Origin of the sequence: Gilliamella bombicola, assembly GCF_900094945.1 — a bacterium.
Lineage (GTDB): Bacteria > Pseudomonadota > Gammaproteobacteria > Enterobacterales > Orbaceae > Gilliamella > Gilliamella bombicola.
On record NZ_FMAQ01000013.1, the window covers coordinates 1 to 23,421 of the forward strand.

The window sequence follows — 23,421 nt, forward strand, 5'->3', positions numbered from 1 at the left end:
TACGGCATTTTTCTCTTCATGTTCACTACGGCAATGGTATTTACTATTGTGAGCGTGTACATCACAATATTTTTTTTCATTTATATCCCATACATAATACCTTCTCATAGCTACTCCTTTTTGCTTCTCAAGATCTGGCCCAAAAGATCCGGGATAAGCACTTTGAACTACATCACTCCATTCACTAAATAATGAACCTATTTCACGTGTATATCTAGTATACCCAGTACCACTGTCAAACGGCGCATTACTTATTTCATTTGAGTGGCTTACATGATAATGCCCACTTTTGGCGTTACATGCAGCTACTACCTCTTCAAGAGGAGCTATAAGAGCTATTAGTTCTCCTGCTTCATTAGTATCTTGTTTCCAAGTGTCAAACCATTTAGTAATGGTAAATGCATATTGGATGGTTTTATTTGTGGTTTTATGTCTTCCCTCAATTATTACAGTATACCCAGAACCAGAACCCATAACATGCTGCCAAGCTTTTCCAGGATCTTTTGCATCAGCTGTATTAAAAGTTATTGTTATAAAGTTAGGATGATTGGTTAGAGTAACAAGATCACTGCCTTGTTTAATTGCCCAAGTGTAGTTTGAAACCATTCTTTTGTCGGATAAAAGTAGGTCAAATTTAGCTCCATAAAAACCTGTAGTTGGAAAGTTCTCAGATGGATTGCTAATCGATTGAGTTAAGAAACCATATTCTGGATTCCATTGGTTTTTTTCACTTCCACTAACACTGGAGGGATTTAACGTAGGTCTTGCAAAGCAAATAAAAGCATCGTTTGGTCCTAATATGGTATACATTTTAGCTGGGAGAGTTGAGTTCTCTTCATTTGGATAGGTTTTGTTATTCGGTATGCCATACTTTGAATATAAATCTAAATTAGCAGATAATTTTACTTTAAAAGGCGCGTACATGCCTCTTGTGGATAAGCTACAAAAAGTATCCTCATTGTTAGGAGTAAATTCCACTAATTCATTATTTATATTAGTATAATACCAAGTTATGCTAACTTTATGTTGATTCCTTAGGTTGAGTATTTTAAATTCATCTCCATCAGGATCAAAAAATTCATCACTATTAGGCTGTTTTAATATTGAGGATAATTGACTTTTTAATGGGGAATAGCCGGAAAGCAAGATGTTTTTTATTTCTTCATCACCGAAATACTCTTCATCACCTGATTTTAAACCAAATAAATTTAAATCATTAATATGTTCTTCTATTAGCGGTGATAAAGAAGGACTCGTTCCATGAATAACCTGTGCTGTGTGCGCAGTATAGCTAGCATAACTTATTGGAAATAGCTGAAATAATATAGATACATAAAAAGCGGATTTTATAAATTGTTTAATCATTATTTTACTCATTTTTTAAATTTTTTATCCGGTATTTTTTATTTATGGCTATCCAATATTATTCCCATCAATAGTTTTAAGGATAAGTTGATTCACTTGACTACGATCCTTTTGGGAAGTAAAAATTTTCTACTAAATTATGATCAGATTAGCCATTACTTTTACAACTACATGTAGAATAATAAATTAATGCTAATTTAATCAACAAGCATATCGTTAAAAATTGTTAATGACTGTTAATATGCTAACATATTCTTGATATTGACTAATATTAGGTGACTAAATGGCGAGTTGTTTATTTTTCATGATTCGAATAATCTGCTAAAAACTCATAAGACGTTTTTACCCAAATTGCCATGAAAGTTCCTATCGCTTGTCTGTGATAAAATATTTGTATGTATATTCATCTCCGTATTGAACAAATAACTGTAAACAGTGTGACTAAATTGTATACTTCATATTACCTTAAAATAATCTCACTCATTGATCGATGATGAGATTTTGCTCAACTTTAGCAAAAAAAGTTAATAAATTAGAGACAATTTATAATAAACTCACTAGCCTGCTTATTAATTAAGTTCAATTAAAACAGTTTTCATCATAATAAATAGATGAACGAGCACAAAGCTACAATGAATTGAAAGGAAAATTATGCGTATAATCATAGTTGTTTTTTTTATGTTTTTATTAACTGCTTGCCATACACGTACAGCAGAAGATGCTTATAAAGAAGGAAAATATTTAGAAAGTATCAACCTATTAGGTGACAGCATTGAGGACAAAGGCCCTGCAGAATTTGGAAAACAAGATATACAACGACTGCAAAATATAGTCAGTAATGTCATGCAACATTATGAAACAAGCCTTTTAAACACCAATAACTCGGATTATGCCACACGAATAAAATGCTACGAAAACCTATTAGCCATGAAAATGCGATTAACTGATCGTTTTTATAGCCAAGAAATCAGTTTTTTCGATAACAAATATGACACTACTCAATTACAACAAAATATTGCTAAAGAGTACTACAATTATGGCAATTCAATCACTGGTACCGACAGTGAAAGTTATAGAATAAGAGCTGATTTATATGGAAAAGGGCTTGAGCAATACAACTATAAAAATATCGAAAGTTTGTACAAAAATGCCAATACAAAATATATACAACTTGCGGCTAAAGAGTATTATGACCAAGGTAAAATGTTAGAACGACAAGGTGATTTTAAAGCCGCTGCCGAGGCATTTAATAACGCATCGGCGGTATATCAACCACTTGGTAAGTACAAAGATAGTGATAAACTTTCTGTTGATAATGATAGAAAATACTCTACTCAACAAGCAGAGATTGCTTATGAACAAGCACAACAACTAGCAAAGACTGCAACGCATCGTTATCAATTTCGTGAAATTGCTAAATATTACGCCTCGGCTGCTTCTACTTATCGTCAATACGGATTATTTCGTGATGCAAATTCACAAGCAGATAAATATACCAAAAAAGGAAAAATTAAAGTTTATTATAATTCTTTAGAGTTAAAATCTTTTGTATTAGATATCTTAAGTAAGGACTTTATAGAATTTGTTATTTATCAACCAAGTCAGGCAGATGTCACAATTCGCATTACGACAAACGTTGAATTTTCTGATCTTGGGGAATCAGTTAACAATGAAACTAAAACCGAACAAGTCTTTGATAAATTTGTTGAAGTGTCTGACGAAAACGGCAACAAAAAGCAAGTTAAAACCTACAAAGATCAGCAATTTAATTTAAAAACGGTGACGCATAGCAATAAATTAACCTTGACCACTGAAATTGATGTTCATGGTGCTTATAGTTACAATAAAAAATTTGACATTGTTCAAACATCGGCAAAACATGATTATATTTATTCTGGTAATGTGCCTTCTAATTTGCGCAACCACAGTGAAGGAGTGTTGAAAACTAAAGATAGCTTACTTCAAGCAGCAAAAGAACAGCAACTAACTGAACTAAAATCACGATTTGACGATATTATTAGGGATCTTTCATATTTATAACTAATTAAAGTTTATATTTAAATTTTTAGAAAAGATAATCTAATCACATCAGTGTGATGCAAAGCAAAATAAAATCCCACAAACAACATTATTTTGTTTGTGGGGTTTTTATTTAATAAAGATGATTAACTATTCAAGCCCAAGCACCATTCGTCCATTTTTGGTTGCTACATTAATTACATTATCTAAATCAGTATAACGGCATCCGGTCACTAACAATTTAAGCTCTTCCCACATATTGCCAGTTGAAAATGGTAACATATAGTCACTAACATTATCTGTACCAATAGCAACAGGAATACCAGCAGCAGCTAGTTCATCAACTGGGGTGAGTGAGTTACGAGTAGGGCCTTGTTCTTCACGGCGTGGGCTATCGATCCAAGCAAATGGGCAGGCAATGACCATCATTTTTGCTTCTTTCATTTTTTTATAGAGTTTTTGGCGATATTCTAAACTGTGGGCTGTGATCGAAATGCTATGAATAGCAACAACGCGACCATGCATACCATGTTCAAGGGTTTTATCGGTAAGCTGTTCCGTTTCGATCTCATCTTGAGAATTAAACTGGTCAACATGTACATGCACCATTTTGCCTAATGATTTACCTGTTTGCATTAGCACATCAAGATGTTTCAGTCCCATTCCTTCACCATGATCGCGCTCATCACGACGTGGTAAACCACCAATAATATCAACTAAATCAGCGCCTTTATCGAACCAATAACGAGCTTCTTTATCGATAACGCCTTTAAGTGTTTGATTGACTAATTTTATAGTGATGTCATTTTTATAGGTTTCGCGTGCTCTTAACGCCCCTCTAATTGCCCGTTCTTGAGCGATAGGGTCAATATCAACAAACGATCCCATTGCACTCACACCTTGCTCAATCATCCGTTCAACCGCCATACTAAAATGGCGATAGTAATCATCTTCGCTCATTGATGCCTTGACTTTATCTAATGTATCCCATTTTTCAATTAAGGTCTGTTTTTGATAAACATCAAAACTATCAACCGAAATAGTAAAAGCACGATCGGCATGCATATGAGCATTAACCCATCCGCCATTTTGTTTAATTTTATTCATTAAATAGGCTTTTAAACTTTGGTCTCTTGTGGTTAACAACATGTTTTTATGTTCAATCATAATGTGCCTCTACAATGCAATTATTTTAAATAAAGTGGATAAAATCGAGCGCAATAGGCAAAAAAAATCCCCCAAAAAGGAGGATAAAAGTAATATCAATAATTTTATTTAGTAGGATTATTGATTTACAAGTGTTCATTGCGCTTATACCTAATCAATTAAAAATTGCAGAAATTCTAACCAAAATATTTTTAATAGCAAGCACTATAATTCATAAAATATATAAATAAATGAAATGGTTAAAGTATTATTTTTTAGATTTTATACTGAAAAAAAAGTGTTCAATAAATATAAATTACTCATATAATAAAAAATTAAATGGTAACTTATTATTTAATAATAATAATTAAACGTCACAAAAATGAGATTATTCATCTCATTATTCTGTTTTGGATTATTCGTAATACCAAGCGTATACTGTGCTAACCAATTATTTTGAAATATAGGGCAGTTAACATGAGCCAATTAAATATCGTTGCTACAATCACCGTTAAACCAGAATTTTATAATGCATTTCAACCGATATTTAAACGATTAGTCGCAGGTAGTAGAGCCGAAGCAGGTTGCGTGCGCTATGAACTTAATCAATGTATTGATAACCCTAATATTTTTGTTGTGATCGAAACATGGGCTTCACAGCAGGCAATTGATTTTCACAATGCAACGCCTCATTTTGTCGAATTTGCCAACTTTGCTAAAGATCACGTTGATGGGTTAGAAATTAATATAGTTAAACAAATCATGTAGCTTAAAAGTTGATTATGATAGTTAGCTACTTAAGGTTAACTATCATGTTTATTAATCAAAGAGTTCGATTTTTACACTTCGTGAATCACTTCGCCCTAGGTCATCAAGCACTAAAATTTTAAACGTTCCGCTTTGTGTTGGGATCCAGTTAATTGCCTTTCGGGGATCGGTTTGCCCAATAAAATTGTCATTGACAAACCAATAAAGTGTTTTAACATCACCATCACTATTAGCGGTAAAACTAATTTGTTCATTTTTTTGTTTTGTTGTTCTAAATTGATAAACCACATTTTTGAGAGGTGACGTTATTTTAGGCGGTTCACCTAAATAGCTTTGTGATGAACGACAATGTTTTGTTGAAGGGGGGGCTTTTTTCGGGATACCTGCTTTGGCAAAAATAGCAGCTAAATCGGACGGCCAATATTCAAAAACAGCTAAGTGGGATGTGGCTAAATCATAAGGAGGGCAAACCGCTTTACCTGTTTGATTATCGACCATAACTGGTCTGAAAATAGTATCAGGATTAATGGGGGATACCCCAGGAATAAACCACGTTTTGCCTTTTGCTTTACACCATTGGGTAAGTAAATTGCCACTGGTTAGGCAAATATCAATGCGTCTTAAATTTGGCGGTAATGGGCGATAGGGCGCACGCAAGTTAGGATAATAAGCGTTAATACTATCAACGATATTAAAAAAGAGTGGTGTAGCAGCGTCAACGCCTACAAAGGCATTATTGCCACTACCATCAAAGTTACCAAGCCAAACCACCATAGCATAGTGTCCAAAAGTCCCTGCAGTCCAAGCATCACGAAAGCCCCATGAAGTACCCGTCTTCCAAGCAACAGGGACTACATTTTTTTGCATTTTGCTCAGCACATCTTGTGGACGGGTATTTTGTTTTAACATATCGATAGTCATAAATGCCGCTTGCGGGCTTAACAACTTTTCCGGTTCGGGAAGTGTTTCTGATTCGGTAAATTGCAGTGGTTGCCAGCGTCCCTCATTAGCTAGCATGGCATATAAGCCAACTAATTCTTGCTGGCTCACTTCACCGCCCCCCAACACTAAAGACAAGCCATAATGCGCTTCGTCGGCGAGCTTTTGGATATGGGCGTTGACTAAAAATTGGTAAAAAGTGGGATTATTCAATTTTGATGCAACCCATACCGCAGGAATATTACGGCTATGAATTAACGCATCGGTAGCCGAAATAGGGCCACGAAAGTTGCGATCGAAATTTTCGGGGGTGTATGAACCAAAATCGGTTGCTACATCTTTTAAAATGGTCCGGGGATGCAAAACACCTTGATCAATGCCAAGCGCATAAATAAACGGTTTAAGCGTCGAGCCCGGTGAACGTTTGGCAAGTGTACCGTTCACTTGACCTTGAATTGAATTATCAAAATAATTAGCCGATCCGATCAGCGCTTTAACCTTCATTGTTTGGGTATCAACCAAAATCACAGAGGCATTATTAATGCCTTTCAAACGATTGCGCTCAATAAACGCGTTGACTTGGCGATGGATGATTTTTTGCAGATTGCTGTCTAATGTGGTTTTGACTTCTTGGGTTTGGTCGTTTTTCTGGTGAATGATTTGATTCACAAAATGGGGCGCCACAAAGGGCACTTGTTCTGGTTGACGCAAAACCAACTTTTGCGAAAAAAGCGCTGCAATATGGCTATCAACATGATATTTTTCTTGCCAACGATCAAATAATTGATTTCTTGCTTTAACTAATGCTTTACCTGCAAATCCTGTTTTACGATCAACTCGATAGGTTGGGGATTGAGGTAAAACCACCAGCGTTAATGCTTCGGGTAAATTAACTTGCGCAGGTGGTTTATTAAAGTAAATAAATGATGCCGCGCCAACACTTTCAATATTGCGTCCAAAAGGCGCATAATTTAAATAAGCCTCTAAAATATCATGCTTGGAATACATCAATTCTAACTGAATTGCCCTAGCTATTTGATGCAATTTACCACCAATAGTTCTAGTATTTAACCGCCAATGCATGCGTGCCAGTTGCATGGTGATTGTGGATGCGCCTTGACGATTGCCTCCAGTCAAATAAGTTGCGCCAAAAGCGCGCATCAAACTAAATGGATTAACACCAATATGATAATAAAACCACTGATCTTCGTGCAGTAATAAACCATTAACAATATCGGGCGAAATATCTTCTAAAGGCGTCCATAAACGATAACGATCATCATTGGCTAATGTCATGCGAATTAACTGGTCACTATCATCATAATAGCGCTTTGAAAAGCTTAGTGATTCTGAAAGTGGGGGATGTGGATATAAACGAATAGCAAAAATTGTAATAAATAATAGCAACAAAGCCATTAATTTATTTTGATGACGAACAATAAATCGGATCATATTTAGTTAATAGCCCAAAATGTTAGGTGTGTTAGCAAAACTGCCACCCATGCAGTCACATAGGTGGCAGTTTACTTACATTTTTTCAACCGTCTTAATACCTAACATATCAAGACCAATTTTTAGTGTTTTCGCTGTTAAACAAGCTAATTTCAAGCGGCTTTGCTTCAAGCTTTCGCTGTCGGCTGTTAAAATAGGACAGTTTTCATAAAAACTTGAAAACAGCGTCGCAATTTCATAAAGATAAGCACAAAGTACATGCGGTGTACCTTCTCTTGCCACGATTGAAATTGTTTCGTCAAATTGAATTAAACGAGTCGCTAAGGCACGCTCTTTATCGGTTTCTAAACTAATATTACCTGTTAAGCTGTCTTCGGCAATATTTGATTTTTTAAATATTGATAACACACGGGTATAAGCATATTGTAAATAAGGTGCGGTATTGCCTTCAAATGACAGCATATTATCCCAATCAAAAACATAATCGGTGGTACGGTTTTTGGAAAGATCGGCATATTTAACTGCACCGATAGCGACTGCATCGACGATTTCGGCAAGCTCACTTTCTGTTAAGTCAGGATTTTTGCTACGAATTAATGTTGTTGCACGTTCACAAGCTTCATCTAACAAATCATTTAATTTAACGGTATCGCCAGAACGTGTTTTAAATGGCTTACCATCTTTACCTAGCATCATACCAAACATATGGTGCTCAAGTTTTAAAGATTCGGGCACATACTTGGCTTTATGAATAATTGTCCAAACTTGCTCCAAATGTTGATGTTGGCGAGAGTCAGTATAGTAAAGAATACGATCAGCGTGTAACGTTTCGTAACGGTATTTTGCGCAAGCAATATCGGTTGTAGCGTAAAGATAACCACCATCCCGTTTTTGGATGATAACACCCATCGGCTCGCCTTCTTTGTTTTTATACTCATCTAAAAACACAACAATCGCGCCTTCGCTTTCAACGGCAAGCCCTTTTTGTTTTAAATCGGCAACAATACCCGGTAGCATACTGTTATAGATGCTTTCGCCCATGGTGTCTTCAACTGTTAACGTAACATTTAAACGTTTATAAGTGGCAATATTTTGCGTCATGGTAATATCAACCAATTTTCGCCACATCTCGCGACAATATTCATCACCACCTTGTAGTTTTACTACATAATTACGGGCTTTTTCGGCAAACACTTCGTCTTCGTCATAATGTTTTTTGGCAGCGCGATAGAAAGATTCTAAATCAGATAGCGCCATATCATTGGCATGCTCATTTTGCATTTTTTCAAGATACGCAATTAACATACCAAATTGTGTTCCCCAATCACCAACATGGTTAGCACGAATAACGTTATGCCCTAAAAACGATAAAACGCGAACACTGGCATCACCAATAATGGTTGAACGCAAATGCCCAACATGCATCTCTTTAGCGACATTAGGTGCTGAATAATCAACCACAACTGTTTGTGGTTTTGCGGGTAAAGTGATATTAAGTTTATCACTGATTAAAGCAACTTCATTTTGCTCGGCAATCCAGTTATTTTTTAAAAAGATATTGATAAAGCCTGGACCTGCAATTTCAACTTTTTCGGCAATATCGTCAATATCTAAATGTTGTAAAACCGCTTGAGCAAGCTCCCGAGGCGGCATTCCGAGTTTTTTGGCTACAGACATAATGCCATTTGCTTGATAATCGCCAAATTGCACTTTAGCTGATTGCTTAATTAGAGCGTCGCAGTTTTTATCTGCACCTGCCATAATCATTGCTTGCGAAACACGTTGCGTTAATAATTGTTGAATATTCACACTAAACCTAATCTATTTTCTAAAATGGCTAATATCATACCGAGAAAGTGACGAATTGTCACTGATTGGATGTGATGGGATATTTTTTTTATTTAAAAACAAAATAAAAAACTAAAATAAAATCAATATGTTTTCTGACAGTTTTATCTGAAATTTGGGAGGGTTGTTTGGGGGAATAGCATGTAGTTAGTGTAGAAATTTTGGGCGTTTGTAGTTTTAGTGATTAAAATAACTCTATCGACCATATCTGAGTTAGAAAATTTGCCATAATTTCCTAACGAAGACGTGCTCATTATAACTATTTTGAACATCCAAACAACAAACGTTCGCCCCCCATAGCCAAACCAGTCTACCCACCAAAAGCTTAACTCCATCTTCTTAACAAAACTTTACAATTTTTTAACAAAAAAAGTAGCGCATTATTAATCAACAGATTATAATTTAAACGCTTTTAAAGCAAGGAAATGCTCATTAGTTGAGCAGTCAATTATAAAAAATCCAAATAAAACAAAAATTTACTTGACAGGATAATCGAAATGCGCTATCATACTTGGCATCTGGCATCTGGCATCTGGCCTGCCAAACCTACGCCCTAAATCTTTTTCAATTTCACCGTAGTCCAAAAAAGACTCAATTTTCATTTTTATCACCGAAGTTATCTAAATCATCGAGCTTGGCGTTACCGCAGAGGCCGAGTTTTTTATCTTACTTATCGAAGTCACCATTGGCCTTTGCACCATTGCTGTTATTGTCGTATTCGCAAAGTTCGCAGGCGTTAACCGCTCAGACATCACAAGTTATTCACGGTTCTGCACCGTATTTTACGTATGATGGCGGTCGAACTAGGGCTACCACAACGGATGATTTATTGACTATCACATTACCTAATGGTACAAGGGTTACGCCGTCAATTAATACAACAAGTGCGGGAAATCCGATAATGTTACCTGCCGGAAGTACCTTTAGCGATATAAGGACTTTTGTGCCTTCCCCAAATTTTGCCTCGGATTTAGATACTATAGTGAGGGCCTATCAGAATTGGTGGGGGGATGATGATGGAGATGGTCAAGGTACTTATAATGTTACTGCGACGGGACGTTTATCAATTTCGATCATAGACAGATATGGTAACAATGTAAACTATCTTAGTAATCGTTTACTCCCATGTTGGGGACCATATAAGATGACATTAAGTGTTACAAATGGAAGTTTAAAAACTCGTTATGGCCTACCTAATCGTAGTGATTTTCCTAGTGGCACGGCAACATATTATATTTCTTCGGGAGCAGAAATCTGTTCCGTAATGCCGAATTTGTTCTATGGTGGTACAGGTCGTATCATGGGCGACAGTCCCCAAGATACTGGGCATATCGGTCCAGCTTGGGATCCTAAGAAGGGTTTTAAAGATCGCCCATCAACCAATCCCACATTATACAGCCAAAATTTTCCGACAACAGGTGCTGATCGTTTGTATTTTGATTTAGATATCGGTGGAATGGATGGAAGTCAGTTGACGTGGTCTCCTGTTTCTCATGATGGGATAACTGCAACAGTCACATGGGGAAGATACAGTGATAATTGGCTTATTAACTCTCAGCCTGTAACGAGGGTAATGTTAAATGGTCCTAAAGCGAGTACTAGTCAGATAAATACAACTAGTCCTAGTTCTTTAAATGCGCCAAGTTTACCACATACTTTTGAGTTAGAGGGTAGGGATAGAAGTGGTAATGTGATGATTAAATATGGATTTGTGTTAAAACAGTGGTTCGTCAATCGTGACAATAGAGCAGCGACGCAGCCTGAGCATTCCTCTTGGTGTAGTAGGTTAGGTTATCGTCTTCCTAAGATCAAGGACTTGACTAACCATCGGTGTGGTATCACAAGTGCTTTTCCATGTTATGGAGGTATAAACGGGGCCACTCCGTGGGGGTCTAAGGGTTTTTACATGCGTCATATTGGTGCTGGGTTTTTCTCTGAATGGGGCCGCATGTCTGATTACGTCGGTGCGAACTTCGTTGACAGCTTCTATTATTGGACGGATGATGTTATTAATGGCTCAGGGTTCCATGTCACGCTCGGCGGTACCGTGCGCAAAGAAAGAACTTCTTACAACTACTATGGCCTTTGCACCACGCCTTAGATTCTAATCCTTAGGCTGTGGGGATACTTATGGTGTAAATAAAGGATAATTTATCAAAGAACAGCACCCTGCACAGTTGGCGTGCTGAGTAATTAAAAAGTGCATGCCAAGCGGTTTTGCTATTTAATAGCAAAACCGTTTCCTTCAATTTAAAAGACTAATCAATATTGGCAAACTTATGGCTTTGTACACTAAGTAGCCATTTATTATCAAAGCGATCTTTGTTGATTTTCCCCAATAGTTCAATGGTTTCAAACATATTAAACGCACCATCTTTTTCGCACGGTGAAAGGTAATAGCGTTTGGCGTGAATTTGAGTTTCGATATATTGGCAAAAAGGGATAAAATCAGCATGATTTTCGGCAACAATCCGCACTTCATTGGCAGTCGGTTGTACTATTTTTTGATAGCGTGACTGATAACAAAACTTAGGGCTAAGAGCTATATAATCTATAAGCGGATCAACTTTGCCAAGTCCATTACTTTCAATGGCAATAAAATAACCCGCATTTTTTAATGGTACAAGCAATTGAGGTAAAGCTTTAACCATAGTCGGTTCGCCGCCAGTAATAATAATGTTTTTGCTGTTATATTCATTCACTTTAGCAAGCAGTGTATCTAACGTAAACCGGGTAAATTGGCGGAAATTAGTATCACACCAAGCACAATTTAAATTGCACCCAGCAAAACGGATAAAAACAGCAGGCATGCCAGTATTATAACCTTCGCCCTGTAAAGATTCGAAGATTTCAACGATGCGAAATTCGATCATTTTTAGCTCCGATGATATTCACAATACGAAGTTGGTGTTTCCCATAATTTGATCATCGAAACAGGCAAATATTGCGACAGGCAATCAAATATGAATTTGCTCATTGCTTCAGCAGTAGTGCGACATGGAAAGGCAAAAATTTTGCGCTCCATTTCTTGTAGTAACGTGGCTATACGGCGCTCATTTGGGTTATTTTGGTTGTAAAGATAAGCATGATCTAGCGGATCGATAATATGTTGTTTAACTACCATTTTTAGATCAGCATAATCCATGACCATGTCTTGACTTGAACCATTATTGATAAGATCACCGCTAATTTCGACTAATAAGCGATAAGTATGACCGTGCAGATTGTGACACTTTTTATTGTGCCCATCTAGCATATGACAGGCGTCAAATTGAAACTCTTTAGCTATTTTGAACATTTTATATTCCTAGTTTTTTTACGTGGGATGGGTTACGAACCACGGTTAGCTAACCTAACAAAATAAAGGCGCTAATATAATAGATAAAAGCTGAGTTGTCATCTTGCAAGTTTTATTTAAAACAACATTGAGTGGTAATTGATTGAATTGCGATCATCTTTATTTTTAACGCTAGTTAAGCTTCAAATATTTGCTGATCTTGCTGTATAAATTTTATAAAAAATATTCTAAATTTGCTCTTGAAATTTAGATTGCAACACACATTTAGATCACATGCAAATGGGTTGAATGTGTTAAACATTGAATCCAAATCTATTGCTCAGGAGATAAATACTATGAGGTTAGATAAACTAACAAACAAGTTTCAACAAGCTTTAGCTGATGCGCAGTCGATGGCATTAGGTAAAGACAATCAATATATAGAGCCTGTGCATGTTCTATCAGCCATGCTTAATCAAGAAGGTAGCAGTGTAACGCCATTATTGACTGCTGCTGGTGCAAATGTCGCTGTTTTGCAACAAGAATTAACACAAGCCGTTGATCGATTACCCCAAGTTCAAGGTGTGGGTGGCGATGTTATGCCATCGCAAGAGTTTATTCGCGTATTAAATCTATGCGACAAATTATCCCAAAAAAATGGCGATAGCTATATATCATCAGAACTCTTTATATTAGCCGCTTTAGAAGACAAAGGTAGCTTAAGTGATATTCTTAAAAGATCAGGCGTCAATAAAGACAAATTTAGCCAAGCAGTCAATCAAGTAAGAGGTAGCGATAACGTGAACGACCCTAATGCAGAAGATCAACGTGGTGCTCTTAAAAAATATACTATTGATTTAACTCAACGAGCAGAACAAGGTAAGCTTGATCCTGTTATTGGTCGTGATGAAGAAATTCGCCGAACAATTCAGGTATTACAACGCCGTACTAAAAATAATCCGGTATTAATTGGTGAACCAGGTGTTGGTAAAACCGCCATTGTGGAAGGTTTAGCTCAACGTATTGTTAACCGCGAAGTGCCTGAAGGATTGCGGAATAAACGCGTTTTATCGCTAGATATGGGCGCATTAATTGCGGGTGCTAAATATCGTGGTGAATTTGAAGAACGGCTAAAAGCCGTGCTTAAAGACTTAGCAAAAGAAGAAGGTCGCATAATATTGTTCATCGACGAAATCCATACCATGGTTGGTGCAGGTAAAAGCGATGGTGCAATGGATGCCGGTAATATGCTAAAACCTGCATTAGCGCGTGGAGAATTGCACTGCGTGGGCGCAACAACACTAGATGAATATCGTCAATATATCGAAAAAGATCCGGCGTTAGAACGTCGTTTCCAAAAAGTCTATGTTGCCGAGCCAACAGTTGAAGATACTATTGCCATTTTGCGTGGCTTAAAAGAACGTTATGAACTGCATCATCATGTACAAATTACCGATCCGGCAATTGTGGCTGCGGCAACGTTATCGCATCGTTATATTTCAGATCGCATGTTACCTGACAAAGCAATTGACTTAATTGATGAAGCTGCATCCAGCATTCGTATGCAAATGGATTCAAAACCTGAATCTTTAGATCGACTTGAAAGGCGCATCATTCAACTTAAACTTGAACAACAAGCGCTTAAAAAAGAGTCTGACGAAGCCAGTAAAAAACGACTTGAGATGTTAAACGATGAACTTTCTGAAAAAGAAAAGGAATATGCATCACTTGAAGAAGAATGGAAATCAGAAAAGGCAGCTGTTTCAGGCACGCAAAGCATCAAAGCTGAGCTAGAAAAAGCGCGTACTGAAATAGAGCAAGCACGTCGAGCTGGCGACTTGAGCAAAATGTCTGAATTACAATACGGCAAAATACCAGAGCTCGAAAAGAAACTGGCTTCAGCAACTCAGTTAGAAGGCAAAACCATGAAGTTATTGCGTAACAAAGTGACCGATAACGAAATTGCCGAAGTGCTATCTAAAGCGACAGGTATTCCGGTTTCTAGAATGCTTGAGAGCGAAAAAGACAAACTATTACATATGGAAGATGCTTTACATAAACGTGTCATTGGCCAAAACGAAGCGGTATTAGCGGTTGCTAATGCAATTCGCCGTAGCCGAGCAGGGCTTTCAGATCCAAACAGACCAATTGGATCGTTCCTATTCTTAGGACCAACAGGGGTAGGTAAAACCGAGCTTTGCAAATCACTGGCTAACTTTATGTTTGATAGCGAAGATGCCATGGTGCGTATTGATATGTCAGAGTTTATGGAAAAACACTCTGTTGCTCGCTTAATTGGTGCACCTCCGGGTTATGTTGGTTATGAAGAAGGCGGATACTTAACAGAAGCAGTTAGACGTCGACCTTATTCAGTTATTTTACTTGATGAAGTCGAAAAAGCGCATCCAGATGTCTTTAATATCTTACTGCAAGTTCTCGATGATGGACGCTTAACTGATGGCCAAGGTCGCACGGTTGATTTTCGTAATACCGTCATAATTATGACATCAAACTTAGGCTCAGATCTAATTCAAGGTCAAGTTGAGTTAAGTTATGACGAAATGAAAGCGCTAGTGATGACAGTTGTTGCTAAACACTTTAGACCAGAATTTATCAATCGTATTGACGAAACAGTGGTCTTCCACCCACTCGGTCAAGAAAACATCAAAGCGATTGCAAAAATTCAATTAGCACACGTTGAAAAACGGTTAGATGAACGTGGTTACCAATTGGATATCTCGGATGCAGCGTTGGAACAACTTGCTAAAGTCGGCTTTGACCCAATTTATGGGGCAAGACCACTAAAACGAGCGATCCAACAAGAGATCGAAAACCCATTGGCACAGCAAATACTGTCTGGCAAACTAGTTCCGGGTAAAACCATTCATCTAGATTTAGTTGGCGACAACATCGAAGCTAAACAGTAATTAACCATCAAACAACAAACCGGCCTTTATGGTCGGTTTTTTTATGCCACTAAAATAAACACCATAACAACCGCCTGAAAATAAAAATAACTTTAATTTTTTATATAAAAAAAATTGCTTTAATTTATAATTAAAAAAATCAGGATAGAATATTTAGGTGGTCTAATGAACCATAACTACAAATTTACCGTGCACGCTGCAGATAAAGGCTTTTCCACTTTTATCCAAATGTTATTTCTTATATTTGTGTTTATCATACCAACAGCAATTTTTATTTATCTTCTATTAACTTGTACTTCAAAAAATTGGATGGTGCCAGTAGGCATCTGTGTTGGGTATCTCATAATCACCGCGGCGGCTTTTCGATTAGGCTTTTATCTTACAGTAAAAAAACAGCAAGAAAACCTACAAATCAGCATTGATGAACACAACCTAACCCTATCATCTGAAATACGACCAACAACGGTAATCCCATTACAACGAATCCACATCTTCTTTATCCATACTCTTGACTCTATTAAATTGGATTGTATCCGTATCAAATTAAATATTGAAAATATTGGCGATAAAGATACAATACTTGATTTTTCTATTGAACAAAAACCATCATCAAGCACCGAAATCAAAGATAACTTTCTAGCTTTTCAACAGTTTATTGATATCTTTTATAAAAATGTCATCGAAAACAAATTCGAATTAATTGCAAGGGAAGTTGGCGAACCGGTTCCTGATTCAGAAAAAAAGATTTATGCAAGGAAGTAACGTTTGTATAAAAATATAAATAGAGTAAGAAAACCACTAATTAAACGCCGTATAGGCGTTTAATTCAAATAAAATCAATTTTATAATTATAAAAACATAATATCTTACAAAAAAGATGGTTATGTTGTTTGTCCTATTCCGGCGTCGGGCATCCACAGGCCACATTCTGCAGCCAAGCGCGGGATTGCTAAGGGAATTCGCTCTAATTCCCTTAGCTCGGACGTGGTCACTGTGGCTATTTTGTTTACCAAAGGTCAAAACGTCCGAAACCACCGTACCTAATTCATTCTATCCACCAAAACAAAAAAAGACCTAATTTTCCGCCAAAAATCGGTCAGAAAAGATATTGATTTTATTAAAGTTTTTTCTAGCTGTTTTTTATTCAAAAAACCTCACCAAAACCATTTCCCAAAACACGCCACCAAAAGCTCAACCTTATGCACTTAACAAAACTTTACAAATATTTAACAAAAAACCTAGCGCATTATTACTCAAGCGGTTATAATTTAAGCGCTTTTAAAGCAAGGAAATGCTCATTAGCTGAGCAGTCAATTACAAAAAATCCAAATAAAACAAAAATTTACTTGACAGGATAATCGAAATGCGCTATCATAATCGGCATCTGGCATCTGGCATCTGGCCTGCCAAACCTACGCCCTAAATCTTTTTCAATATCATCGTAGTCAAAATCAGACTCCATTCTTATTTTTATCACCGAAATTATCTAGCTTAGTGAACTCGCCGAGTTTATCGGTAGGGTTGTTGTCGAGGCAGAGTTTCAATCTTTTATCGTTCTTATCAAAGTCTCCGCTATGGATTGCGGCGTTATTGTTTTGGTTGTGTTCATTTGGTGTACAGGCCTTAACAGTGCAAACCTCAAGGGTTATTGAGGGGAGTGGGCCGTATTTAACATCTGATGGAGGCCTAACCAAGGTAACAGACCTTGAATCGTTGTTCGCCATTACGTTGCCTCATGGTGCAAAGGTCTCGCCGTCAACGAATACATCAAGTAGAACAAATCCAATAGTATTATCAACATGGCGTACTTTTGCTGATATAAAGACTATTTTTCCACCATCGACCACTTTTGTGCGTTTAAATGATTTAGTCAATACTTATCATTATTGGGGAGATGATGATGGAGATGGACAGGGTACTAATGGTGTAACGGCGACAGGGACTTTATGGCTTTCATTAGAGGATAAGAATGGAAATACTGTAGGCCTTAATGATACATTAGATGCATGTAAGGCGCCTTATAGGGTAACAATAGGTTTAAACCTCGATGGTGCTAGTTTAACTACACAGTATGGCGTGCCAAATCGACGTGTATTTTCAACCACTAATGACAGGGAGTATTATTATTTCAAACCAAATGCAAATTGTTTGGTTTTTATGCAGTCGGCAAGGCCGAATTTGTTATATGGTGGTACTACTGGTATCAATTCTAACGACAACCCTCGCTACGCAGGCCCATCTAACATATGGAGTCCTACAAAAGGTTTTTTAACTCAGTCAACGCGTTCATCATCTTATGACCAAAATTTTCCGACAACGGGTGCTGATGGGTTGTATTTTGACTTAGAGGTGCCTACTGGAATTAATGCAAGTCAGTTGACGTGGTCTGTTGTCACGAATGGTAATATAACAGCTACGGTGACAAGTGTTACACCTAGTGATAGTTGGATTCCTAGTGTTGATAGGGGAAAAGTTGTCGCACGAGTTAAGTTAAGTGGTCCTAGGGCGGATAGTGCTCGGATACGTTCAAATTATCCTAGTCCTCTAGATGTACCCACTTTGCCACAGACATTTGAGTTGGTGGGTAGGGATAGTGATGGTAATGGGGTGAAGTATGGATTTGTCTTAAAGCAGTGGTTCGTCAATCGGGGTATTTCTACGGGTAACCGGTCTAGGGTCTCCAATTGGTGTAGTAATTTGGGTTATCGTCTTGCTAGGGTAAGAGATTTAACCAATGCGGTTTGTTCTGGTGAAAATTCAGGAAGTTGGTGTCAAGGTTCTGTCGGCGCCACACCTAGTTCATCTAATAATACTTATATGCGTCACATAGGTGCAGGGTTTTTCACTGAGTGGGGCCGCATGATTAATTACTCTGGTGCGGAGTTCGTCCCCAACACCTACTGGACGAGCGACGTAGTAAGTAGTAGCGAAGGCTTCGCTGTCAACGGGGGCAACGGCAGAGTTGGCCGCAATAACTTTGCCGATACCGTTTACGCTGTTTGCACCACACCTTAGCTTTTATTTCTTAGTCCTTAATCCTTAGGCTGCGGGGGCGGTTATGGTGCAGATAGAGGATAATTTATCAAAGAATAACGCCCCCGCATAAGTTGGGCGTTTTCCCTTAGGGTTGCGTTGTTGTGGTGAAGCTACAATCGCGCCGCCCACGCCGCCGCCTACGCTGAAAGCGTGGCTTTCGATGGCTCAAGGGCAAAATAAATAAGAATAACCAAGCAGTTGGTGGTAATGATAAGTGTTTGCTGTGTACTTTAACATAGTGGTGTTAATTCGACTAATGGCATCTATTAAATGCTTGGAATAATATGCCTAACAATAAAATGAGCACTACTAACACAGCATTTATTTATCACCCAAGGTTTTCAGCCTAAAATTGTCACGCAAGCTTGCTGATAAAAAGGACGAAAGTAAGGGGATATTGTTAAATCAGCGATATACGCATCTTAGGTTGTAACTTCCCAACTGGGGTGCGAAAGGTTTTGATTTTGCTTATATCAAAAAACACCAACTGACTTGGCCCTCAAAACAAAGTTAAAAAACAACCATACGACACCCCATGAAAAATAACATAGCAAAAATCGGTCAGGAAAGGTATTGATTTTATTAAGGTTTTTTCTGTCTGTTTTTTCACAAAAACAACGCCTCCATAAATTGCTCTAAAAACCTCCATTAAGCAATTCGTTTATAAGATAGCAGTAGGAACAAGCCCAATTGTGCGTTAAAATAGCTTACATTATTACAATAAATTACCAAGGAAATCGCATGACAACCGAAATGACAACACTCGATAAAATCAAAAAACAAATTGCTGAAAACCCGATTATTCTATATATGAAAGGATCGCCAAGATTGCCAAGTTGTGGCTTTTCGGCTCAAGCGGTGCAGGTTTTATCGCAATGTGGCGAGCCATTTGCTTATGTTGATATTTTACAAAACCCTGATATTCGTGCCGAATTGCCTAAATTTGCTAATTGGCCAACGTTTCCACAATTATGGGTGGAAGGCGAATTAGTAGGTGGCTGTGATATTATGTTAGAAATGTTTCAAGCTGGTGAATTGCAAACGCTTATTAAGCAAACTGCTGAAAAGCATAAATCTTAATTAAGCGACGAATTAAGCGCGCAACTTTAGCGCGCTTTTTTGTGTGAGTTATACTACGAGTAAATTAATTTTCGATTGTATTTATCTGTTTATTCGTTTTTAGTTTATTGCGCACTGTTATGGTTCTGTTCTTGTTGTGTCTCTGTTTCACTATCTATAGCCGCTAAAGGCCATCCCCCAAGCGATTTAAGTCGATTAACAATTTTACAAAAAAGTATAGCGGTTTTTTGCGTGTCATATAGCGCGCTGTGGGCTTGTTTATGATCGAAGGTGATTTGCGCCACTTGGCAAGCCTTGGCTAGCACCGTTTGCCCAAAAACTAGACCACTGAGCGATGCAGTGTCAAAGGTAGCAAATGGATGGAAAGGGTTACGCTTGATGCCTGAGCGCTCAGCCGCTGCCATTAAAAAGCTGTGATCAAAGTGCGCATTATGTGCAACCATTACCGCGCGCGTGCAGTTGCTGTCTTTTATGCCTGTTCTGACCATTTTGAATATCTCGTCTAAGGCTTGCCTTTCGTCCACGGCAGCGCGCAGTGGATTGTCAGGATCGATACCGTTGAAGGCGAGTGCCGCGGGCTCTAAAATGGCTCCATTAAATGGGGTTACATTAAATTGCAAGGTTTGATCTGGCTCTAACCAGCCGTCGGGTGTCATTTTTAAGGTAATGGCGGCGATTTCTAAAATGGCGTTGAGTTTTGAATCGAATCCTGAGGTTTCAATGTCAATGACAACGGGATAAAATCCACGAAAGCGTTCACATAATTTGGCGTTTGGCACAACAATTTATCTTATTTGTCAAAAAAGGCTATTATGCCAGTTTTTAAACGGTTCGCCTAGTATTGGCTTTAAGCGTTTGTTGTTAATCTATTTTCTCTAAGTTTTATGCAAATCACATTAAGATAAACGAGTAGATGCGCTTATTAGCTAAAGCGATTATAATTATCCCCTATGTTTTGATGATTTTAAAACCGAGCAGATTATGCATCACTTAGAATTAGAGCAGATTATTAATAACGAGTTGCAAATTGCTCGTTATCGGGACTATGCACCAAATGGACTGCAAGTGCAGGGGCGTGCGCAAGTCAATAAGATTGTGACAGGCGTGACCGCTTGCCAGTTATTGTTAGATAAAGCAGTCGAACTACAAGCCGATGCCGTGCTAGTACATCATGGCTATTTTTGGAAGAATGAAGTACAAACCATTACCGGCATTAAATATCAACGAATAAAAACACTATTAACTAACGATATTAATCTATATGGTTACCACTTGCCGTTAGATGGTCACCCCATTTTGGGTAATAATATTGAGCTGGCTAATTTATTGGGTGTTTCGGTCGATAAGCGTAATGATATCATCGATTTACTTTTTACTGGCACACTAAATACTCCACTCACAGCTTTACAATTTAAACACCAGCTTGAGCAACTGTTACATAATAATAAACGGCAAGTGCTGTTTTGTGGTGATAACGCACCTCAAGTGATTAAGCGCATTGCGTGGTGCAGTGGTGGTGGACAAGATTATATTGAACAAGCAGCGCAAATGGGCGTGGATGCCTTTTTTACTGGCGAAGTGTCAGAGCGCACCATTCATATTGCACGCGAATATGGTATTAACTTCTATGCGGCAGGGCATCATGCAACCGAGCGTTATGGTATTGAAAAACTAGGGAAATGGTTAGCGAGTAGTTATGGTGTTGAGGTTATTTTTGTTGATATTGATAATCCTGCATAACAAAAGTTGAATTTACCTTAGAAATATCGCATACTTATTCGCAGATTTTTTATTCTTTACCCTATGTTATAAACCGATTATGTGAGAGGTCATTTTATGTTTACAGGAAGTCTGGTTGCACTTGTTACTCCCATGGATACGAAAGGAAACGTTGACCACGTAAGCTTAAAAAAATTGGTTGAATACCATATTGCTAATGGGACATCGGGTATTGTTTCGGTCGGTACTACTGGCGAATCGGCTACGCTTGATCACCATGAGCATATCGATGTTATAAAACGAACAATTGATTATGCCGATGGGCGTATTGCTATTATTGCTGGTACTGGTGCAAACGCAACGAAGGAAGCTATTGAATTAACCAGTCGGGTTGAAAATATCGGTGTTGTCGGTTGCTTAACTGTTGCGCCTTATTATAATAAGCCAACACAAGAAGGCATGTATCAACACTTTAAAGCTATTGCCGAAAGCACTGCATTGCCACAGATTTTATATAACGTACCTGGGCGCACTAGTAGTGATATTAAACCTGAAACCGTTGGGCGTTTAGCGAAGATCAAAAATATTGTTGCGTTAAAAGATGCAACAGGTGATCTTTCAAGAGTTTACCCAACTCGCAAATTGGTCGGTCCTGATTTTAAATTATTAAGTGGCGATGATTCAACATTTTTAGACTTTATGATTTTAGGTGGCGATGGAGTGATTTCGGTCACTGCCAACGTAGCAGCCAAAGCCGTTGCAACTGTTTGTCAGCTTGTGGTTAATAACCAAATTAAAGAGGCACGCAGTTTAAATGATACTTTGATGACTTTACATCATAATTTATTTATTGAACCCAACCCAACGCCAGCTAAATGGGCTTGCGCAAGATTAGGTTTAATGCAAAGCGCAACAATTCGGTTGCCACTGGTATCGCTAAGCACTTCGTCAATTCCAGCGGTTGAGCAAGCGTTAAAAGAGGCAAATTTACTGTAATAGTTTTGTATAACCTTTAATTAAAAAGCAGATATCTATGTTAAATAATACATTGAACAGAACCTTATTTAAAAGCAATGTCCTTAAAAAAACGGCGATTTTGTCCGTTGTGGCTTCTTTGTTCCTTGCGGGTTGTGGTAGTGATCAGAACTTTAAGCGCGAAGTCGAAGGTAACGAAGATTATCTTCAATCTCCCTCTTTAAAACCGTTAATCATTCCCGAAGGCGTTTCAGTACCAACTGCAACAAGTGACTTTTATGTTGATAAAACCGAGATTAAAGGCAATTTAGGCAAACAATTGGATATTAGACCGCCAAGTTTACCAATCCCAACAGTGCCAGATGCTTTTGCGGTTTATAATAGTGGTTCAGTTACCTTTAATGCACCATTAAGTAATCAAGTGTGGGAACGCATTCCTAATAGCTTAAGCAAAAGAAATATTTCAATCGCTAGCCAAGATAGCAACGCTATTCAAACAAATAAAGCTTTTATAATCCGTGCGGATGAAGAGCAAGCGGTTGAGGCTTCTTATTCAATTAAACGTCAATTGCTAGGTGATACCGAAACAATCACTATTTTGATCACGTCGTTAACTCGTGGCACTGACGATTTAACTTCACAACCAATTGAAGTTCAACGCTATGTTGTCGGTTTGTTTAATGACATTATGGATGATGTTGCACCAGATTCAATGCGTGTAGCGCCGCCAAAAGCACAAGATAAAGAAGCTGAAAAAAATAAGGCCGAAAGTAAAAAACCAGCAACAGCCGTGAGCAGTACAAATTAAGAATAAGTTTGGAATTTAAGGAGCGTATAGCTCCTTAATTATTTATAAGCAATTTGATATAA

The 23,421-nt window shown here is 37.8% G+C and carries 16 protein-coding genes, 1 pseudogene and 1 riboswitch; of the genes and pseudogenes, 10 read left to right on the top strand and 7 right to left on the bottom strand.

What is annotated here, in order from left to right; genetic code table 11:
- Positions 1 to 1,365: pseudogene (locus GA0061081_RS09120) on the bottom strand (hypothetical protein); the annotation flags it as partial.
- A 651-nt stretch (positions 1,366 to 2,016) separates the two neighbouring features.
- Here GA0061081_RS09120 and GA0061081_RS09125 point away from each other — a divergent pair.
- Complete coding sequence (locus GA0061081_RS09125; RefSeq protein WP_091350135.1) at positions 2,017 to 3,405, top strand: hypothetical protein; 1,389 nt, start codon at positions 2,017 to 2,019, stop codon at positions 3,403 to 3,405.
- A gap of 129 nt (positions 3,406 to 3,534) precedes the next feature.
- On the opposite strand, the gene GA0061081_RS09130 is transcribed toward GA0061081_RS09125, so the two are convergent.
- The gene (locus GA0061081_RS09130) at positions 3,535 to 4,551 is read right to left on the bottom strand and encodes an amidohydrolase family protein (protein ID WP_202983816.1); all 1,017 of its coding nucleotides are present in this window, start codon (positions 4,549 to 4,551) and stop codon (positions 3,535 to 3,537) included.
- A 456-nt stretch (positions 4,552 to 5,007) separates the two neighbouring features.
- Here GA0061081_RS09130 and GA0061081_RS09135 point away from each other — a divergent pair, with 456 nt between their 5' ends.
- Positions 5,008 to 5,298 (top strand): putative quinol monooxygenase, encoded by a 291-nt coding sequence (locus GA0061081_RS09135; RefSeq protein WP_091350138.1) that lies wholly within the window; start codon positions 5,008 to 5,010, stop codon positions 5,296 to 5,298.
- 51 nt (positions 5,299 to 5,349) lie between these two features.
- Here GA0061081_RS09135 and pbpC read toward each other — a convergent pair whose 3' ends face one another.
- Both pbpC and argS read right to left on the bottom strand, forming a co-directional pair.
- A complete protein-coding gene (gene pbpC, locus GA0061081_RS09140; protein WP_091350140.1) occupies positions 5,350 to 7,689 on the bottom strand; it encodes a penicillin-binding protein 1C in 2,340 nt (779 codons plus the stop codon).
- A 75-nt stretch (positions 7,690 to 7,764) separates the two neighbouring features.
- Complete coding sequence (gene argS / locus GA0061081_RS09145) at positions 7,765 to 9,498, bottom strand: arginine--tRNA ligase (RefSeq protein ID WP_091350142.1); 1,734 nt, start codon at positions 9,496 to 9,498, stop codon at positions 7,765 to 7,767.
- Between the two features lie 550 nt (positions 9,499 to 10,048).
- Here argS and GA0061081_RS09150 point away from each other — a divergent pair.
- The gene (locus GA0061081_RS09150; protein ID WP_141683362.1) at positions 10,049 to 11,638 is read left to right on the top strand and encodes a hypothetical protein; all 1,590 of its coding nucleotides are present in this window, start codon (positions 10,049 to 10,051) and stop codon (positions 11,636 to 11,638) included.
- A gap of 157 nt (positions 11,639 to 11,795) precedes the next feature.
- Here the strand turns inward: GA0061081_RS09150 and GA0061081_RS09155 are convergent, their stop codons facing one another.
- Entirely contained in the window at positions 11,796 to 12,410 is a 615-nt protein-coding gene (locus GA0061081_RS09155; RefSeq protein WP_091350147.1) for a 7-carboxy-7-deazaguanine synthase QueE, read from the bottom strand.
- A gap of 2 nt (positions 12,411 to 12,412) precedes the next feature.
- Positions 12,413 to 12,835: a 6-carboxytetrahydropterin synthase QueD gene (queD, locus tag GA0061081_RS09160; RefSeq protein WP_091350149.1), complete on the bottom strand. Its 423-nt coding sequence runs from the start codon at positions 12,833 to 12,835 to the stop codon at positions 12,413 to 12,415.
- 3 nt (positions 12,836 to 12,838) lie between these two features.
- Positions 12,839 to 12,884: riboswitch (PreQ1 riboswitch) on the bottom strand.
- Positions 12,885 to 13,170: 286 nt separating this feature from the next.
- On the opposite strand from queD, the gene clpB reads away from it, so the two are divergent.
- From clpB to GA0061081_RS09185, 4 genes are all read left to right on the top strand, one after another.
- Positions 13,171 to 15,741, top strand: a complete 2,571-nt coding sequence (gene clpB / locus GA0061081_RS09165; protein ID WP_091350152.1) for an ATP-dependent chaperone ClpB — start codon at positions 13,171 to 13,173, stop codon at positions 15,739 to 15,741.
- 165 nt (positions 15,742 to 15,906) lie between these two features.
- Positions 15,907 to 16,503 carry a hypothetical protein gene (locus GA0061081_RS09170; RefSeq protein ID WP_091350153.1) on the top strand — a complete coding sequence of 199 codons (597 nt, stop codon included), beginning with the start codon at positions 15,907 to 15,909 and terminating at the stop codon, positions 16,501 to 16,503.
- Between the two features lie 867 nt (positions 16,504 to 17,370).
- A complete protein-coding gene (locus tag GA0061081_RS09180; RefSeq protein ID WP_141683363.1) occupies positions 17,371 to 18,756 on the top strand; it encodes a hypothetical protein in 1,386 nt (461 codons plus the stop codon).
- A 774-nt stretch (positions 18,757 to 19,530) separates the two neighbouring features.
- On the top strand, positions 19,531 to 19,857 hold the full coding sequence (locus GA0061081_RS09185) for a Grx4 family monothiol glutaredoxin (protein ID WP_091350279.1): 327 nt from the start codon (positions 19,531 to 19,533) through the stop codon (positions 19,855 to 19,857).
- Positions 19,858 to 19,961: 104 nt separating this feature from the next.
- On the opposite strand, the gene rnt is transcribed toward GA0061081_RS09185, so the two are convergent.
- Complete coding sequence (rnt, locus tag GA0061081_RS09190) at positions 19,962 to 20,636, bottom strand: ribonuclease T (protein WP_209435399.1); 675 nt, start codon at positions 20,634 to 20,636, stop codon at positions 19,962 to 19,964.
- A 202-nt stretch (positions 20,637 to 20,838) separates the two neighbouring features.
- Here rnt and GA0061081_RS09195 point away from each other — a divergent pair, with 202 nt between their 5' ends.
- The 3 genes from GA0061081_RS09195 to bamC all read left to right on the top strand — a co-directional run bounded on the left by GA0061081_RS09195 (position 20,839) and on the right by bamC (position 23,359).
- Complete coding sequence (locus tag GA0061081_RS09195) at positions 20,839 to 21,597, top strand: Nif3-like dinuclear metal center hexameric protein (protein ID WP_091350166.1); 759 nt, start codon at positions 20,839 to 20,841, stop codon at positions 21,595 to 21,597.
- A gap of 96 nt (positions 21,598 to 21,693) precedes the next feature.
- Entirely contained in the window at positions 21,694 to 22,572 is an 879-nt protein-coding gene (gene dapA / locus GA0061081_RS09200; RefSeq protein ID WP_091350169.1) for a 4-hydroxy-tetrahydrodipicolinate synthase, read from the top strand.
- A gap of 37 nt (positions 22,573 to 22,609) precedes the next feature.
- Positions 22,610 to 23,359 carry an outer membrane protein assembly factor BamC gene (gene bamC, locus GA0061081_RS09205; protein WP_091350171.1) on the top strand — a complete coding sequence of 250 codons (750 nt, stop codon included), beginning with the start codon at positions 22,610 to 22,612 and terminating at the stop codon, positions 23,357 to 23,359.
- Positions 23,360 to 23,421 lie beyond the last annotated feature (62 nt).